The sequence below is a fragment of the Actinacidiphila cocklensis genome (assembly GCF_907177275.1).
Taxonomy (GTDB): Bacteria; Actinomycetota; Actinomycetes; order Streptomycetales; family Streptomycetaceae; genus Actinacidiphila; species Actinacidiphila cocklensis.
Window position 1 is genome coordinate 26217 of record NZ_CAJSLV010000066.1, and the last position, 16707, is coordinate 42923.

At 72.2% G+C, this 16707-nt stretch carries 17 protein-coding genes; 8 read left to right on the plus strand and 9 right to left on the minus strand.

Annotated features, from left to right (window positions below; all coding sequences use genetic code 11):
* Nucleotides 1–24: 24 nt before the first annotated feature.
* The 4 genes from NFU81_RS23745 to NFU81_RS23760 form a co-directional block, all read right to left on the minus strand.
* Entirely contained in the window at nucleotides 25–348 is a 324-nt protein-coding gene (locus tag NFU81_RS23745; protein WP_251493209.1) for a DMT family transporter, read from the minus strand.
* A 131-nt stretch (nucleotides 349–479) separates the two neighbouring features.
* Nucleotides 480–1496 (minus strand): ribosome small subunit-dependent GTPase A, encoded by a 1017-nt coding sequence (rsgA, locus tag NFU81_RS23750; RefSeq protein WP_251493211.1) that lies wholly within the window; start codon nucleotides 1494–1496, stop codon nucleotides 480–482.
* A 3-nt stretch (nucleotides 1497–1499) separates the two neighbouring features.
* Nucleotides 1500–2771 carry a 3-phosphoshikimate 1-carboxyvinyltransferase gene (aroA, locus tag NFU81_RS23755; RefSeq protein WP_251493213.1) on the minus strand — a complete coding sequence of 424 codons (1272 nt, stop codon included), beginning with the start codon at nucleotides 2769–2771 and terminating at the stop codon, nucleotides 1500–1502.
* A 233-nt stretch (nucleotides 2772–3004) separates the two neighbouring features.
* The gene (locus NFU81_RS23760) at nucleotides 3005–3718 is read right to left on the minus strand and encodes a M50 family metallopeptidase (protein ID WP_251493215.1); all 714 of its coding nucleotides are present in this window, start codon (nucleotides 3716–3718) and stop codon (nucleotides 3005–3007) included.
* A 111-nt stretch (nucleotides 3719–3829) separates the two neighbouring features.
* Here NFU81_RS23760 and NFU81_RS23765 point away from each other — a divergent pair, with 111 nt between their 5' ends.
* From NFU81_RS23765 to def, 7 genes are all read left to right on the plus strand, one after another.
* Nucleotides 3830–4669, plus strand: a complete 840-nt coding sequence (locus NFU81_RS23765; protein WP_251493217.1) for an SOS response-associated peptidase — start codon at nucleotides 3830–3832, stop codon at nucleotides 4667–4669.
* Nucleotides 4669–5373 (plus strand): alpha/beta hydrolase family protein, encoded by a 705-nt coding sequence (locus NFU81_RS23770; protein ID WP_251493219.1) that lies wholly within the window; start codon nucleotides 4669–4671, stop codon nucleotides 5371–5373. Before NFU81_RS23765 ends, NFU81_RS23770 begins: the two co-directional genes overlap by 1 nt.
* A 277-nt stretch (nucleotides 5374–5650) precedes the next feature.
* The gene (locus tag NFU81_RS23775) at nucleotides 5651–6316 is read left to right on the plus strand and encodes a sigma-70 family RNA polymerase sigma factor (RefSeq protein WP_033171779.1); all 666 of its coding nucleotides are present in this window, start codon (nucleotides 5651–5653) and stop codon (nucleotides 6314–6316) included.
* Nucleotides 6313–6597, plus strand: coding sequence for a mycothiol system anti-sigma-R factor (rsrA, locus tag NFU81_RS23780; protein ID WP_251493221.1), 285 nt, complete (start codon nucleotides 6313–6315; stop codon nucleotides 6595–6597). The genes NFU81_RS23775 and rsrA overlap by 4 nt, the downstream gene beginning before the upstream one ends.
* 297 nt (nucleotides 6598–6894) lie before the next feature.
* Complete coding sequence (locus NFU81_RS23785) at nucleotides 6895–7509, plus strand: HD-GYP domain-containing protein (protein WP_308208316.1); 615 nt, start codon at nucleotides 6895–6897, stop codon at nucleotides 7507–7509.
* A 313-nt stretch (nucleotides 7510–7822) separates the two neighbouring features.
* Nucleotides 7823–8824 carry a tetratricopeptide repeat protein gene (locus NFU81_RS23790; protein ID WP_251493223.1) on the plus strand — a complete coding sequence of 334 codons (1002 nt, stop codon included), beginning with the start codon at nucleotides 7823–7825 and terminating at the stop codon, nucleotides 8822–8824.
* A 254-nt stretch (nucleotides 8825–9078) separates the two neighbouring features.
* Nucleotides 9079–9717: a peptide deformylase gene (gene def, locus NFU81_RS23795; protein ID WP_251493225.1), complete on the plus strand. Its 639-nt coding sequence runs from the start codon at nucleotides 9079–9081 to the stop codon at nucleotides 9715–9717.
* Between the two features lie 21 nt (nucleotides 9718–9738).
* Here def and NFU81_RS23800 read toward each other — a convergent pair whose 3' ends face one another.
* The 3 genes from NFU81_RS23800 to NFU81_RS23810 form a co-directional block, all read right to left on the minus strand.
* Nucleotides 9739–10770 carry a ribonucleotide-diphosphate reductase subunit beta gene (locus tag NFU81_RS23800; protein ID WP_251493227.1) on the minus strand — a complete coding sequence of 344 codons (1032 nt, stop codon included), beginning with the start codon at nucleotides 10768–10770 and terminating at the stop codon, nucleotides 9739–9741.
* On the minus strand, nucleotides 10770–13142 hold the full coding sequence (locus tag NFU81_RS23805) for a ribonucleoside-diphosphate reductase subunit alpha (protein ID WP_251493229.1): 2373 nt from the start codon (nucleotides 13140–13142) through the stop codon (nucleotides 10770–10772). The genes NFU81_RS23800 and NFU81_RS23805 overlap by 1 nt, the downstream gene beginning before the upstream one ends.
* Nucleotides 13143–13467: 325 nt before the next feature.
* Nucleotides 13468–13656, minus strand: a complete 189-nt coding sequence (locus NFU81_RS23810) for a hypothetical protein (protein ID WP_251493231.1) — start codon at nucleotides 13654–13656, stop codon at nucleotides 13468–13470.
* 89 nt (nucleotides 13657–13745) lie between these two features.
* Between NFU81_RS23810 and NFU81_RS23815 the strand changes: the two genes are divergently transcribed.
* Complete coding sequence (locus NFU81_RS23815; RefSeq protein ID WP_251493233.1) at nucleotides 13746–14705, plus strand: helix-turn-helix domain-containing protein; 960 nt, start codon at nucleotides 13746–13748, stop codon at nucleotides 14703–14705.
* A 49-nt stretch (nucleotides 14706–14754) separates the two neighbouring features.
* Here the strand turns inward: NFU81_RS23815 and mctP are convergent, their stop codons facing one another.
* Together mctP and NFU81_RS23825 are read right to left on the minus strand one after the other, a co-directional pair.
* Complete coding sequence (mctP, locus tag NFU81_RS23820; protein ID WP_251493235.1) at nucleotides 14755–16401, minus strand: monocarboxylate uptake permease MctP; 1647 nt, start codon at nucleotides 16399–16401, stop codon at nucleotides 14755–14757.
* Entirely contained in the window at nucleotides 16398–16655 is a 258-nt protein-coding gene (locus tag NFU81_RS23825) for a DUF3311 domain-containing protein (RefSeq protein WP_251493237.1), read from the minus strand. The genes mctP and NFU81_RS23825 overlap by 4 nt, the downstream gene beginning before the upstream one ends.
* Nucleotides 16656–16707 lie beyond the last annotated feature (52 nt).

The window sequence follows — 16707 nt, forward strand, 5'->3', positions numbered from 1 at the left end:
GCCGCTCGCCCGGCGCCGCGCCGGTCAGTGCGAGGAGCCGGAGATCTGCAGGCCGATGACGCCCACCACGACCAGCGCGATCGAGACGAGCTTGAGGGTGGAGACCAGGTCGCCGAGGAAGGCCATGCCGTAGATCGCGGTGCCCGCGGCGCCGATGCCGGTCCACACGGCGTAGGCCGGGCCGACGTCGAGCTTCTTCAGCGACAGCGTGAGCAGACCGAAGGAGCCGAGGGCGAAGACGCAGAAGGCGATGGTCGGCCACAGCCGGGTGAAGCCGTGCGACAGCTTCAGGCAGACCGCGAAGCCGGTCTCGAAGAGACCCGCGACCACCACCAGGAGCCAGGCCATCGGGCGCCTCCGTTTCGGCTCGTTCGGCTCGTAGCGCTGCTACCCGCCCGGCTGTCGATCATGTGTGCCGGAAGGTGCGATGTCGATCATCACACAGTGCGCGGGGAAGTGAAGCGGCCCAACGGTACCGGTCAGTCGCCCTCGCGCCGCTCGCGGGTGGCGAGCAGCCGTCGCAGCGAGTCGAGCCTGGCGGGTTCCGCGTGGCCCGCGGCCACCCAGGCGTCCAGCGCGCAGTCCTTCTCGTCGTGCGAGCAGCCGCGCGGGCACTCCTCGGTGCCGGGCTCCAGGTCGGGGAAGGCGAGGATGACCCGGGACGGGTCGATGTGGTGCAGGCCGAAGGAGCGGACGCCCGGGGTGTCGATCACCCAGCCCGCCGCGCCCTCGGGGCCGTCGCCGGGCAGCGGAAGTGCCAGGGCCGAGGTGGTGGTGTGCCGGCCGCGCCCCGTCACGGCGTTGACCACGCCGGTGGTCCGCTGGCGTTCCACCAGCGCGTTGACCAGGGTCGTCTTGCCGACGCCGCTGTGCCCGACGAAGGCGGTGACCCGGCCCGCGAGGCGCTCGCGGATCTGGTCCACCCCGCCGGTGAGGAAGTCCTCCCGGTTGGTGACCACGTAGGCCAGGTCGAGGGTGCCGTAGGTCTCCAGCAGCGGCTTCGACGGTGCCAGGTCGGACTTGGTGAGCACCAGCAGCGGGTCGAGTCCGGCGTCGTAGGCCGCCACCAGGCAGCGGTCGATCATCCGGGGCCGGGGTTCCGGGTCGGCGAGCGCGGTGACGATGGCCAGCTGGTCGGCGTTGGCGACGACCACCCGCTCGAACGGGTCGTCGTCGTCCGCGGTCCGCCGCAGCACCGACCTGCGCTCCTCGACCCTGACTATCCGGGCCAGCGTGTCCTTGGCCCCCGACAGGTCGCCGACCACCGCGACCCGGTCGCCGACGACCGCGGACTTGCGGCCCAGTTCGCGCGCCTTCATCGCGGTGACCTCGCGGTCGTCGACCAGCACCGTGAGCCGGCCGCGGTCCACGGTCAGCACCATGCCCTCGGCCGCGTCCTCGTGCTTGGGCCTGATGGTCGTACGCGGCCGGGTGCCCCTGCTGTTGGGGCGGACCCTGATGTCGTCCTCGTCCGGGTTCTTGCCGTAGCGCCGCACTGGTCAGCCCCGCCCCGCCGGTAGGTCCAGCATCGCCGTCCACAGCTCCGGGAAGTCCGGCAGCGTCTTGGCGGTCGTCGCCACGTTCTCCACCCGGACGCCCTCGACGGCCAGGCCGACGACCGCGGCCGCGGTGGCCAGCCGGTGGTCCTCGTAGGTGTGGAAGTCGCCGCCGTGCAGCGGACGCGGGCGGATGCGCAACCCGTCGTCGGTCTCGGTGACGTCGCAGCCCAGCTCGCCCAGCTCCTTGGCCAGCGCCGCGAGCCGGTCGGTCTCGTGCAGCCGCAGGTGGGCGATGCCGGACAGCAGCGACTCGCCCTCGGCGAGCGCGGCGACCGCGGCGATCACCGGGGTCAGCTCGCCCACGTCGTGCAGGTCGGCGGTGATGCCCCGGATGCGGCCGGTGCCGCGGAAGGTCAGCGCCCGGTCGGTCTGCTCGTAGGAGCCGCCCATCCGGGTGAAGATCTCCCGCAGCGCGTCACCCGGCTGGGTGGTGCGCCGCGGCCAGTCGGGGATGGTCACCGAGCCGCCGGTGACCAGGGCCGCGGCCAGGAAGGGTGCCGCGTTGGACAGGTCGGGCTCGACCGTGAGGTCCCGGCCGAGCAGCGCGCCCGCGGTGACCCGCCACACGTTCCGCGTGCCGCCGTCCTGCGGGGCGTCGACCCGGGCACCTGCCTTGCGCAGCATGTCCACGGTCATCCGGATGTGCGGCACCGAGGGCAGCGTACGGCCGGTGTGCCGGACTTCCAGGCCCTTGTTGAAGCGCGGTCCCGACAGCAGCAGGGCGCTGACGAACTGCGACGAGGAGGACGCGTCGACGTCGACAGCGCCGCCGGTCAGCGACCCCGCTCCGTACACGGTCAGCGGCAGCGAACCGCGGCCCTCGTCGTCTATCCGCGCGCCCAGGCTGCGCAGCGCGTCGATCACCCCGCCCAGCGGGCGCTCGTACGCCCGCGCGTCGCCCTCGAAGCGGACCGGGCCGTCGGCCAGCGCGGCCACCGGCGGCAGGAAGCGCATCACCGTGCCGGCGTTGCCGACGTCGACGGTGGCGGGTCCGTGCAGCCCGGCCGGGATGATACGCCAGGCCTCGCCGCCGTCGGGGTTGACCGTCTCGTCGATCTGCACGCCCATCGTCCGGAGTGCGTCGGCCATCAGGACGGTGTCCCGGCTGCGCAGCGGCCGCCGCACCCATCCGGGTTCCGACGAGTGCGCGGCCAGCACCAGGGCGCGGTTGGTCACCGACTTCGATCCCGGCACCGTGACGGTCGCGTCCACGGCACCGGGCGCGGTGGGGGCGGCCCACCAGGGGGGGGGAGTGCGCGGCGCTGTCGCTCATGAGGCCCAGCGTAGTGGCTCGGGTACGGGGAGATAAGTCGGCGAATGAGCCGAAACCTCCCGGAAATCGAAGATCGCTCGAAGGCCGCCGAGAGTGGAATGTCCCATTCGGGGACGCGCGGAGTCATCTCCTGGCCGTCGCAAGGGCATCAGGACCGGACCGGTCGTGCGGGTCAGCGGGCCAGCAGCCAGCGCCCGCCGCCGACCAGCGAGCACACCGCGACCCCGTAGAAGAACAGCAGCCACAGCGCGGCCGGGGTGCGGGTCAGCCGGGCCAGCTGGTCCGCGTCCGACGAGCCGCTGCGGTCCCTGCGCCGGCTGCCCTGCAGTTCGGCGACCGGCCGGGCGCCTCCGACCAGCAGGAACCAGACCACGAGATACGCGAAGGCCGCCTGCACCTGCGCCTTGGTCAGCCACGACACGAGCAGGAACAGCGCGCCGGTCAGCACCACCGTCAGCGCCCCGTACGCGTTGCGGATCATGACCAGCATCACCAGCAGCAGCGCCGTCGCCCCCCACAGCAGCGCGGTTATGTGCCCGGCGGCCAGCAGGGCCGCGCCCGCCAGGCCCAGCAGCGGCGGCGCCGTGTAACCGGCCGCGGCGGTCAGGATCATGCCCAGGCCGTGCGGTTTGCCGCGGGAGACCGTCAACCCGGAGGTGTCGGAATGCAGCCTTATGCCGTCGAGTCGCCGCCCGCTGAGCAGGGCCACCAGGCCGTGCCCGCCCTCGTGCGCGATCGTCACCGCGTTGCGCACGATCCGCCACACCCCGCCGGACAGCACCGCCGCCAGCGCCACCACCGCGGTCGCCCCGATCAGCCAGCGCGGCGGGTCCGCCTGCGCCCCGGTCAGCCGGTCCCACATCTCGCTGATGTTCGCGACGTTCATTCGGCGCCCATTCCCTCACGTCCTCCGCCACGGCTCCGGCCGTGCGCTTCCTTCGTACGTCCTTGCGATCCGCCCGCCGTCCGGGCCGGTGGTCGTGGCAGTCTGGCACCCATGTGCGGTCGATATGCGGCGAGCCGGAAACCAGAAGACCTTACGGGCCTCTTCGGGGTCACGAAGTGGGACCCCACCGAGGCGCTCGCCCCGGACTACAACGTGGCGCCGACGAAGGACGTCTATGTCGTACTGGACCGTCCGGTGCGGGACTCCGGTTCCCCGGACCCGGTGCGCCAGCTGCGCGTGCTGCGCTGGGGCCTGGTGCCGTCCTGGGCGAAGACCCCGGACGTGGGGGTGAAGATGATCAACGCGCGGGCCGAGACCGTGGCGGAGAAGCCGTCCTTCCGCCGCGCCCTGGCCGCCAGGCGCTGCCTGATACCGGCCGACGGCTATTACGAGTGGGTGACCGCGGCCGGCGAGCTGCAGCTGGAGCAGGAGGGCCGGCGCAAGCGGCCCCGCAAGCAGCCGTACTTCGTGACGCCCGCCGACGGCTCGGTGATGGCGATGGCCGGGCTGTACGAGTTCTGGCGGGACCGCACGCTGCCCGACGACCACCCGCGGGCCTGGTGGACCACCTGCACGGTGGTCACCACCGCCGCCGAGACCTGCGCGCTGGCCGGCTACGAGGGCCGCGGGCCGCGCGCGCTGGCCGACATCCACCCCCGGATGCCGCTGATGATCACCGCCGACCGGTGGGACGCCTGGCTCGACCCGGCCACCACCGAGCCCGACGCGCTGCGCGGCCTGCTGGCCCCCGGCCTTCGGGAGGGGGGACCCCAGCCCCCCGAGAGCCTGATGCGGGCCTATCCGGTGGGCACCGCTGTGAGCAATGTCGCGAACAACGGGCCCGAGCTGCTCGACGAGCTGGCGGCGCCCGAGGAGGAGACACTTTTCTGATGGACGCACCGCCCGCCCCCGCCGCCACCCGCACCGAAGAGGTCGCCACCCCGCTGGGACCCGCACGGATCAGCTGGTACGGCACGGGCCGGCCGCGCAGCGTGCTCGCGCTCGGCCATGGCGCGGGCGGCGGCATCGAGGCGCGCGACCTGGTCGCGCTGGCCGCCGCGCTGCCGGCGGCCGGCGTGGTCGTGGCCCTGGTGGAGCAGCCCTGGCGGGTCGCGGGCCGCAGGCTCGCCCCCGCGCCCGCGACCCTGGACACCGGCTGGGCCGCGCTGTGGCCGGCGCTGGCCGAGCCGGGCCTGCCGGTGGTCGCGGGCGGGCGCAGCGCGGGCGCCAGGGTCGCCTGCCGTACCGCGGAGAAGCTGGGCGCCGCCGCCGTCCTGGCGCTGGCCTTCCCGCTGCACCCGCCGGGCCGCCCGGCCTCCTCCCGCGCCGCGGAGCTGACCGCGGCCGCCGGCGTCCTGCCGCTGCTGACCGTGCAGGGCGGGCACGACCCGTTCGGGCGCCCAGGCGAGTTCCCCTCCGCCCACGCGCCGGTGGAGGTGCCGTACGCCGACCACGGCTTCGGCGTGCCCAAGCGGGCCGACATCACCGCGGAACAGGCGCTCGCGGTGCTCACCGGGGCCGTCACCGACTGGCTGGCGGGCCTCGGACACGCAGAGCCGCGGCCCGCCGCCGCACCGTCTCCACCCCGGGAATGACGACACCGGCAGCAGTGTTGTGCCAGGCGGAAGACGCAAAAAGCAGTGACGAGGCTTTGGTGAGAGAGGCATCCGCATGGTTTCAGCCGCATGCCGGCCCCGGGCAGAGGCCACCGCTCAGTCGGCGGTCGCCGCACCGTTCGTGAACTGGGCCGAGTGGCCCGCCGCGGGCGACGGCAAGGACGTTGGCAAGGGCGGATCGGGCGCGTCACTCGCCAGTGCAATATCCTCCGAGACGAGCGTGTCCGCTTTGGGACTCGCTGGCGTTTCTGAGGAGGTGGGTCCGGTCACCGGCACCGACGACAGCACGGCGGGAACCGCGGGTGCGTCCGGTCAGGCATCGCAGGAGAGCAGCACGGAGCGCACCGAGCGCTTCGAGCGGGACGCCCTCGGGTTCCTCGACCAGATGTACTCGGCCGCGCTGCGGATGACCCGCAATCCGGCCGACGCGGAGGACCTGGTGCAGGAGACGTACGCGAAGGCGTACGCGTCCTTCCACCAGTTCCGTGAGGGCACCAATCTGAAGGCCTGGCTCTACCGCATCCTCACCAACAGCTTCATCAACTCCTACCGCAAGAAGCAGCGTGAACCGCTGCGCAGCGGTTCCGAGGACATCGAGGACTGGCAGCTCGCCCGTGCCGAGTCGCACATGTCGACGGGTCTGCGCTCCGCGGAGGCGCAGGCGCTCGACCACCTGCCCGACTCGGACGTGAAGGCGGCGCTGCAGGCGATCCCGGAGGAATTCCGCATCGCGGTGTATCTCGCGGACGTCGAGGGCTTTGCCTACAAGGAGATCGCGGACATCATGGGAACGCCCATCGGCACGGTGATGTCCCGACTGCACCGCGGGCGTCGTCAGCTGCGCGACCTGCTGGAGGACTACGCCCGTGACCGCGGGCTCGTCCCGGCGGGCGCGGGAAGTGAGAAGGGCGCGGATTCATGAGTTGCGGCAACGCGCATGAGACGGACTGCTCGGAGGTGCTCGGCCACCTCTACGAATATCTCGACAACGAGATGTCCGACGATGCTTGTACGAAGTTCAGGCAGCACTTCGAGGAGTGCCACCCCTGCCTGGAGAAGTACGGGCTCGAACAGGCCGTGAAGAAGCTGGTCAAGCGGTGCTGCGGCTCCGACGACGTACCGACCGACCTGCGGTCGAAGGTGATGATGCGGATCGAGATGATCCGCGCGGGCGAGTCGTCGGCGGCTGAGCCGGCGTCCTAGCCCGGTGCGTCCCGGCCAGGCCCGGCGGCTGTCAAGGCCCATACCGGTGAGGTCGCCCGTACGGGCGTAAAGCGAGCGTTCCGCGGCTCCGCGGCGGGCGCGGTCCTATCGTCCTGAGTCCCGAGGGGATTTCCCCCCGGGGCGCCCAGGGGCTCCGATGGGGCCGCGCCCGCCGCGTGTCTGCCGGAGGAGGCCGCTCGCCGTGCCGATGCCGTACGACGCCGGTTCCCGCCGCACGACTCCCCGCACGAGGGGCACAGAATCCTTTCTGCCCCGGCCGGCCGACAGGACCCGGCGGTGAGCCTGGTCACGGCGCTGGTCGCCGCCATGCAGCTCAAGGACCCCTACACCCGCGGCCACGGCGACCGGGTCGGCCAGGCCAGCGCGCTGATCGGGGCCGAACTGCGGCTCGCCGACGACCTGGTGGCCGCGCTGCGGCTCGCGGGCACCCTGCACGACATCGGCAAACTCGGCGTCCCCGGCGGCCTGTTGCGCAAGCCCGGGCCCCTCACCGCCGCCGAGCGGGAGACCGTTCAGCGCCACCCCGGGCACGGCTACGCGCTGGTCCGCGGCTCCGAAGTGCCCGCGGTGGCCCGGGTGGCCGTACTGCACCACCACGAGCGCCTCGACGGCGGCGGCTACCCGCACGGCCTCGCCGGGCGGCGCATCCCCTGGCCGGCCAGGATCGTCGCCGTGGCCGACGCGCTCGACGCCATGACCTCCACCCGCAGCTACCGCCAGGCCCGCCCGGTGCCCGCCGCGCTGGCCGAGCTGCGGCGCTGCGCGGGCAGCCAGTTCGACCCCTCGGTGGTCGCCGCGCTGACCCGCGCCCTGGCCCGGCACCCGTGGCCGCCGCCGGTGCCGCTGCCGGGGCTTCCCGCGGCCCACAGGGGCCGGTCCGCGCGCCTGTAGGCCGAACGGGTGAGGCCCGCTCACCCGGGTGCCCGTCACGCGCCTCACCTGGGCATGGTTGGATGCCCACGGGGATGGCAAGGAGGCAGGGTGAGGGACGCCGCGGGACGCCGGCGGTGAAGGGCACCGGGTCGGGCTGAGACGACGGCCAAAGTGTGCAAGGTTGGTGTCGTACCCGCCTGTCCGACGACGTGCGGGCGGTACGAGAAGGGGCCGCACTGAGGTGGTGCGGGTCCCCCCGGGGGACGTGATCGTGGTGCGGGAAGGCGACGTCCTGGCAGTGATCGGCTGAGCGGGCAGGCGGGTAACGACGTTGAAGATCTTCGGCAGAGTGCGGCACCGGCCGTCGCCCACGTGGCGCCAGGCCACTGACCAGGCGTTCTCGCTGATCGACGACGGCCGCTACGAGGACGCGGGCGCCCTGCTGACCCGGGCCGCCGACCTGGAGCCATGGCTCTCCGAGTCCTGGTACAACCTGGCGCTGCTGCACAAGTTCCGGCACGACTGGGCGCAGGCCAGGATCGCCGGGCTGCGGGCCGTCGCCCTGCTCGACCGCCCCGTCGGCGCCCCCGACTGGTGGAACCTGGGCATCGCCGCCACCGCGCTCCAGGACTGGCCGCTGGCCCGCCGCGCCTGGCAGGCGTACGGCCTGCGGATGCCGGCCGGCACCGGGGCGCGCAGCGGCGAGGAGTCGGCGAGGCTGCCGCTGGGCAGCGCGGCCGTGCGGCTCTCGCCCGAGGGCGAGGCCGAGGTCGTGTGGGGTCGGCGGCTCGACCCCGCGCGGGTCGAGGTGCTGTCCATCCCGCTGCCGTCCTCCGGGCGGCGCTGGGGCGAGGTGGTCCTGCACGACGGGGTGCCGCACGGCGAGCGGGACACCGCGGGGCACGGCGGCGGATCGGTCTACCCGGTCTTCGACGAGATCGAGCTGTGGGCGCCCTCGCCCGTGCCGACCTGGCTGGTGCTGCTCGAAGCGGACACCCCGGGCGACCGGGACGCGCTGGAGCGGCTCGCGGCGGACGCGGGCTACGCCGCGGAGGACTGGTCCTCGTCGGTCCGCCTGCTGTGCCGCACCTGCTCCGAGAGCCGGATGCCCACGGATGACGGGACGGCGGCGCGGGACCCGCACGACCACGGTGAGCCCGGTCACCCCGGGCACCTCAGCCACCTGAGCGAGCACGGCTCGGGCGATCACTGGTCGCCCGAGCGGGAGTGCGGGGTCGCGGCCCCCGCGGGCCTCGTCCGCGGCCTCCTGGACGGCTGGGTCGCCGACTCGCCCTCCACGCGGGCGTGGCGCGACCTGGAAGAGGTCTGCTGACCGGAGTTCCACGGTCCCCCCGGGCTGCCCCGTCCGGCCGTCCCGGGATCTTCCCGCCGTCGTGGCCGGTCGCGGTGTGCCGAAAGGTGCGAACGCCGCAGAAACCGGCAATCACCCGGGGGCGCCGGGAACTGCGCGACAAGCCCCCGCCCGGGGAAGGCCCGGGGAAGGTCCCGGAACCGGGGGAAGGGCCAGGGCCGGGGGCCGTACCCTGGAACGATTACTCATCCCTGCCCGGAAGGCACACCCTCCAGATGTCCCAGCAGCACACCGAGACCCCCACCACCGCTCCGGAGGAGCCCTTCCTCGACGACGTGACCGACGCGGAGGCCCGTGAGCTGGCCCACCGGGAGCGCGGTACGGCGCGTCCGATCACCGTCGTGGGCAATCCGGTGCTGCACCGGGAGTGCAAGGACGTCACCGAGTTCGGCGACGAGCTGCTCGCCCTGGTGGACGACATGTTCGCCAGCCAGCGCGCGGCCGAGGGCGTGGGGCTCGCGGCGAACCAGATCGGCGTCGACCTGAAGGTCTTCGTCTACGACTGCCCCGACGACAACGACGCCCGCCACGTCGGCGTCGTGTGCAACCCGGTCCTGGAGGACCTGCCCGCCGACCAGCGGCACCTGGACGACTCCAACGAGGGCTGCCTGTCCGTGCCGGGCGCGTACATGGAGACGCCGCGCCCGGACTACGCGGTGGTCCGCGGCCAGGACCTGCACGGCGAGCCGATCGTCGTGCGCGGCAGCGGCTACTTCGCCCGCTGCCTGCAGCACGAGACCGACCACCTCTACGGCCGGCTGTACATCGACCGGCTCTCCAAGCGCGACCGCAAGGACGTCCTGCGCCAGATGGCGGAGGCCACCCCCAAGTTCGCGACCGTGCCCAACGACTAGCGGCCCGCCGGGCCGCTGCGGCTAGAAGTCCTCGTCGAGCGCCACCGTGCCCTCCACCGCCACCTGGTAGGCGGAGGGGCGGCGCTCGAAGAAGTTCGTCAGCTCCTGCACACCCTGCAACTCCATGAAGGAGAAGGGGTTCTGCGACCCGTAGAGGGCCGGGAAGCCCAGTCGGGCGAGCCGCTGGTCGGCGACGCACTCCAGATACGCGCGCATGGACTCGGTGTTCATGCCCGGCAGCCCGTCGCCGCACAGGTCCCGGCCGAACTGCAGCTCGGCGTCAACGGCTTCGCGCAGCATGTCGGTGACCTCCTGGCGCAGCGCGTCGTCGAAGAGCTCCGGGTCCTCCTTGCGTACGGTGTCGACCACGTCGAAGGCGAAGCTCATGTGCATCGTCTCGTCCCTGAACACCCAGTTGGTGCCGGTGGCGAGCCCGTGCAGCAGCCCGCGGGAGCGGAACCAGTAGACGTACGCGAAGGCGCCGTAGAAGAACAGGCCCTCGATGCAGGCGGCGAAGCAGATCAGGTTGAGCAGGAAGCGGCGGCGGTCCTCGCGGGATTCGAGGCGGTCGATCTTCTCGGCGCCCTGCCCGTCGAAGTTGGCCATCCAGCGGAAGCAGAACTGCGCCTTCTCGCGGATCGACGGGATCTCCTCGACGGCGTCGAAGGCGGCGGCCCGGTCCGCGGGATCGGGCAGGTAGGTGTCGAGCAGCGTCAGGTAGAACTGGACGTGCACGGCCTCCTCGAACAGCTGGCGGGACAGGTACAGCCGCGCCTCGGGCGAGTTGATGTGCTTGTACAGGGTGAGCACGAGGTTGTTGGAGACGATCGAGTCGCCGGTGGCGAAGAAGGCCACCAGGCGGCCGATCATGTGCTGCTCGCCCGGGGTGAGCTTGGCCAGGTCCGCGACGTCGGAGTGCAGGTCGACCTCCTCCACCGTCCAGGTGTTCTTGATCGCGTCGCGGTAGCGCTCGTAGAAGTCCGGGTAGCGCATCGGCCGCAGGGTCAGTTCGAAGCCCGGGTCGAGCAGGTTCTTCACGGGTGTGCTGGTCATTACTGGCAGGCCTCGCAGGACTCGGGGTTTTCCAGGGAGCAGGCGATCGCGTCGGCGTCGGCGGTCGCGGGGACGGCCACGGGGACCGGCGCGGCCGCCTGGGCGGCGCGGGCGATCCGGGTGGCCGGGCGGGAGCGCAGGTAGTACGTGGTCTTCAGGCCCTGCTTCCAGGCGTAGGCGTACATCGACGAGAGCTTGCCGATGGTGGGCGTCTCCAGGAACAGGTTCAGCGACTGGCTCTGGTCCAGGTACGGGGTGCGGGCCGCGGCCATGTCGATCAGCGCGCGCTGCGGCAGCTCCCACGCGGTGCGGTACAGCTCCCGCACCTCGGCCGGAATCCAGCTGAAGCCCTGCACGCTGCCGCTGGCGTCGCGCAGCGCCTCCCTGCTCTGCGCGTCCCACACCCCGAGCCGCTTGAGGTCGGCCACCAGGTAGGAGTTGACCTGGAGGAACTCACCCGACAGCGTCTCGCGCTTGAAGAGGTTGGAGACCTGCGGCTCGATGCACTCGTAGGACCCGGCGATGGAGGCGATGGTCGCGGTCGGGGCGATGGCCAGCAGCAGCGCGTTGCGCATCCCGTGCGCCGCGACCCGCTCGCGCAGCGCCGCCCAGCGCTCGGGCCAGGCGAACTCGACGCCGTAGTGGTCGGGGTGCAGCACCCCCGCCGCGGTACGGGTCTGGTCCCAGGCGGGCAGCGGGCCGCAGCGCTCCGCCAGGTCGCAGGAGGCCTCGTACGCGGCGAGCATCACCCGCTCGGCGATCCTGGTGGACAGCGCGCGGGCCTCGGCGGAGCCGAACGGCAGCCGCAGCTTGAAGAAGACGTCCTGCAGGCCCATCACCCCCAGACCCACGGGCCGCCAGCGGGAGTTGGAGCGACCGGCCTGCTCGGTCGGGTAGAAGTTGATGTCCACGACCCGGTCGAGGAAGGTCACCGCGGTGTGCACGGTCTCGTCCAGGCGCTGCCAGTCCAGGTCGCCGTCCGGTGTCACGAAGGCGCTCAGGTTGACCGAGCCGAGGTTGCACACCGCGGTCTCCGAGTCGTCGGTGACCTCCAGGATCTCTGTGCACAGGTTGGACGAGTGGACCGTGCGGCCGGGCAGCGCCGTCTGGTTGGCGGTGCGGTTCGCGGCGTCCTTGAAGGTCATCCAGCCGTTGCCGGTCTGCGCCAGGGTGCGCATCATCCGGCCGTACAGCTCGCGTGCCGGGATCGTGCGCTGCGCCAGGCCTGCCGCCTCGGCCGCGCGGTAGGCCGCGTCGAAGTCGTCGCCCCACAGGTCGACCAGCTCGGGCACGTCGGCGGGCGAGAACAGCGACCAGTCGGCGTCGGCGTCGACCCGGCGCATGAACTCGTCGGGCACCCAGTGCGCCAGGTTCAGGTTGTGGGTGCGGCGGGCGTCCTCGCCGGTGTTGTCCCGCAGTTCGAGGAACTCCTCGACGTCGGCGTGCCAGGTCTCCAGGTAGACCGCGGCCGCGCCCTTGCGCCGGCCGCCCTGGTTGACCGCGGCGACCGAGGCGTCGAGCGTCTTCAGGAACGGGACGATCCCGTTGGAGTGCCCGTTGGTGCCGCGGATCAGCGAACCCCTGGCGCGGATACGGGAGAAGGGCAGCCCGATGCCGCCGGCGTGCTTCGACAGCCGCGCAACCTGGTGGTAGCGGTCGTAGATCGAGTCCAGCTCGTCGAGCGGCGAGTCCAGCAGATAGCAGGACGACATCTGCGGGTGCCGGGTACCGGAGTTGAACAGGGTCGGTGAGCTGGGCAGGTACTCCAGGGCGCTCATCAGCCGGTAGAGCGAGGCGACTTCGTCCACAGCGGTGGCCGAGTCGCCCTCGGCGAGTCCGGCGGCGACCCGCAGCATGAAGTGCTGCGGGGTCTCGATCACCTTGCGGGTCAGCGGGTGCCGCAGCAGGTAGCGGCTGTAGAGGGTGCGCAGGCCGAAGTAGCCGAAGCGGTCGTCGGCGCGGTCGGCGAGCGCCCGGTCGACGAGCGCGTCCAGCCGGGCCGCGTGGCGTGCGGCGAAGTCCGCCGTGCGGTCGGCGATCAGGCCCTCGCGGTGGCCCACCGCGACGGCGGTGGTGAAGGACACCGACCCCTGGGAGGCGGCCTCCTCGGCGATCGTGCGGGTGAGCAGCCGGGCGGCGAGCCGCGAGTAGGCCGGGTCCTCGGAGATCAGCCCGGCGGCGGACTCGGTGGCCAGGCCCCGCAGTTCGGCGGCGTCGGCGGCGCCGCTGCGCCCCCGCAGCGCGGCGGCGGCCACCCGCCCTGGATCGGTGTCGGGGAGGTCGGCACAGAGCGCGACGAGGGTACGCAGCAGGTCGGCGCCGGCGGTGTCGGCGCTGTCTGTCGTGGCGGGGGCTTCTGGCGCGATGGTCACGGTGGTGCGGTCTCCCTCGTACGCGGCGGCGGCCACGCGGGGGAGGGGCGGAGGGGGGCCGGGCGTGCGTGCGGGCATGCCGGACCGCGTCCGCAGGCCCAATCCGCGAGGCCCGGACTCGTCGGCGCACGCCGGTCCTTCGACCGTACGGGCGCCGGCTGCCGGCAGGTGATCGGGCTGTGCGGGGCGCACGGGGGCGCCACCGCTCACCGTTGCGGGGCAGCGCCGGACTCGCACCGGCTTCCCCTGCGGGCAGCGGAGTTGAGCATACATCTTGTGCCGGGTCTCAGGGTGACGCCCACATGTTGTGTCGCGGCGGGCCGCGTCAGTACCGTAGCGACATGCTCTCCCGCGTCAGGGAGGCCGGTTCCGGCGGCTGCCCCGGTGTTTCGCCGCGCTCTGCGGCGCGGATCTCGCGGGTGATGCGGGCGTCGGCGCGGGCGCCCATGAGGGGCACGAAGGTCAGGGCGAGGGTGAGGGCGAGCAGTGCGGCGATGTCCAGGAAAACTGTCATGAGTCAATAGTGGCGACGGTACTGGCTGCCGATAAGTGGCAGCGGTGCCGACCTACCGCAACATCCTGCCATCTGCGATGCTCGGGACCATGCTGAAGAACGTCGCCGTGATGCTGCTCGACGGGGTCCACCCCTTCGAACTCGGAGTGCTGTGCGAGGTGTTCGGGCTCGACCGCACGGACGAGGGGCTGCCCGGCTACGACTTCGCGGTCGTCTCCGCCGAAGGCCCGCGGCTGCGCACCCACGCGGGCTTCGACGTGGTCGCCACGGAGGGGCTGGACCGCCTCGACGAGGCCGACCTCGTCGCCGTACCGGCCGCGGACGCCTCGACCGTACGGGAGTTCCCCCGGGAGGTCCTGGGCGCCCTGAACCGGGCGGTGGGCCGCGGCGCGACCGTCATGAGCGTCTGCTCAGGGGTCTTCGTGCTGGGCGCCGCGGGGCTGCTCGACGGCCGCCGGTGCGCGGCCCACTGGCGGCACACCGAGCTGCTCGCCGCCCGGCACCCCAAGGCCCGGGTGGAGCAGGACGTGCTCTACGTGGACGACGACCGGGTCGTCACCTCGGCCGGCACGTCCGCGGGCATCGACGCGTGCCTGCACCTGGTGCGCAAGGAGCAGGGGGTCGCCGTCGCCAACGGCATCGCGCGCCGGATGGTCGTACCCCCGCACCGCGAGGGCGGCCAGGCGCAGTACGTGGACCGGCCGCTGCCCCGGGCCACCAGTGACTCGGTCGCCGGCGTGCTCGCCTGGATGGAGCGCCACCTCGACCGGGAGGTCACGGTGGACGACCTGGCCGCCCGCGCCCTGATGTCGCCGCGCACCTTCGCCCGGCGCTTCCAGCAGGAGACGGGCACGACGCCGTACCGCTGGCTGCTGGGGCAGCGGATCCTGCTGGCCCGCGAACTCCTCGAAGGCACGGCCCTCACGGTCGACGCGGTCGCGGACCGGGCCGGATTCGGCAACGCCGCCACCCTGCGGCACCACTTCGGCCGCTGGGTCGGCACCACCCCGCACGCCTACCGCCGCGCCTTCCGCTCGGACGGTGCGTGAAGGGGGCGCGGGAAGCCGCTCACGCGGTTCCCCGCGCCCCTGGTGGGCGCTAAGCCCCTGCGGGCTCGGGCAGGCCGGGGGCGGTGCCCGGTGCGGGGTCGGCCGGGCCGGCCGGGGTGGGCTCGGCCTCGGTGGTGTAGTCGGACAGGACGGTCTCGTCCTCCCCGGCGGGAGCCTTGAGCGCGTTCAGCACGAGGGTGAGGACGAACGCGATCCCGATGTTGAGGACGAACGCGGTCAGGCCGATGTAGCCCTTCTCGCCGATCCACGGGATCATGTCCGAGTTGCCGGCGAAGTGCGACTGCTTGGGACTGCTCTGCTCGTACGCCTTCCACGTCCCGTAGCCCATGCCGACGGCCCAGCCGGCCAGCAGCGCCCAGCGGTGGAACCAGCGGGTGAACAGGCCGCCGACTATCGCCGGTACGGTCTGCAGGATCCAGATCCCGCCCAGCAGCTGGAAGTTGATCGCCACCGTCTTGTCCATGGTGAGGACGAAGACCAGCGCGCCGACCTTCACCACCAGGGACACGATCTTGGAGACCGCGGTCTGCTGGGCCGGGGTGGCGTCCGGTTTGATCAGGTCCTTGTAGATGTTGCGGGTGAAGAGGTTGGCCGCCGCGATGGACATGATCGCGGCGGGGACGAGCGCCCCGATGCCGATCGCCGCGAAGGCGACGCCGGCGAACCACGAGGGGAACATGTTCTCGAACAGCTGCGGGATGGCCAGCTGGGCGTTGTAGCCCTTGCCGCCGACACCGGCGGCGAGCGCCATGAAGCCGAGCATCGCCAGCAGGCCCAGCATCAGCGAGTACAGCGGCAGGATCGTGGTGTTGCGGCGGATCGTGTCGCGGCTCTTGCTGGACAGCACGGCCGTCACCGAGTGCGGGTAGAGGAAGAGCGCCATCGCCGAGCCCATCGCCAGCGTGGCGTACGCCCACTGCGCCTTCGGCCCGGTCACCAGCGAACCGCGCGGCACCCCGTTGGTCTTCTTCGCGTACTCGGCGCCCGCCTTGTTGAAGATGTCGTCGAAGCCGCCGAGCTTGTACGGGATGTAGATGATGGCGACCGCGATGACGATGTAGATCAGCGCGTCCTTGACGAAGGCGATCAGCGCGGGCGCCCGCAGTCCCGAGGAGTAGGTGTACGCGGCGAGCACGCCGAAGGCGATCAGCAGCGGCAGGTCCTTGAGGAACCAGTTGGTGGAGTCGCCGCCGCCGACACCCATCACGTCCAGCACGGCCTGGATGCCGACCAGTTGCAGGGCGATGTACGGCATCGTCGCGATGATGCCGGTGATCGCGACGGCCACCGACAGGCTCTTGGAGCCGAACCGCCCGCGGATGAAGTCCGACGAGGTGACGTAGCCGTGCTTGTGCGAGACCGACCACAGCCGCGGCAGGAAGAGGAAGACCAGCGGGTAGGTGATGATCGTGTAGGGCACGGCGAAGAAGCCGCCCGCGCCGGCGCTGTAGATCGCCGCGGGCACCGCCACGAAGGTGTAGGCGGTGTAGAGGTCGCCGCCGAGCAGGAACCAGGTCACCCAGGTCCCGAAGCTCCGTCCGCCCAGGCCCCATTCGTCCAGGTGCAGCGGGTCGGCGGCGCGGCGCCAGCGGGCGGCGAGGAAGCCGAGCACCGTGACGGCCAGGAAGAAGAAGATGAAGACGCCGAGTGCGACGCCGTTGACGCCGTCCTTCACTTGACGCCACCTCCCTTGCGAGCCCGCTCCTCACGGCGTACGAGCGCGTACGCGGTGTAGGTCAGCGTGGCGGCCACCGGCACCCAGGCCATCTGGTACCAGTAGAAGAACGGGATGCCGATGAAGGCAGGCGTCAGGCGCGAGTAGGAGTTCACCCACAGCAGGGCGACGAACGGTGCAAGGAGGCACAGCCCGGCCAGCACCCGGGTGGGGGTGATGACCGGTGGCCGTGGGTCCGGTGGTGCTTCCGGCATGGGTGGTGCTCCCGTCCCCTTGAGCGGCGTGTGTAATGCGCAGGAAATCTAG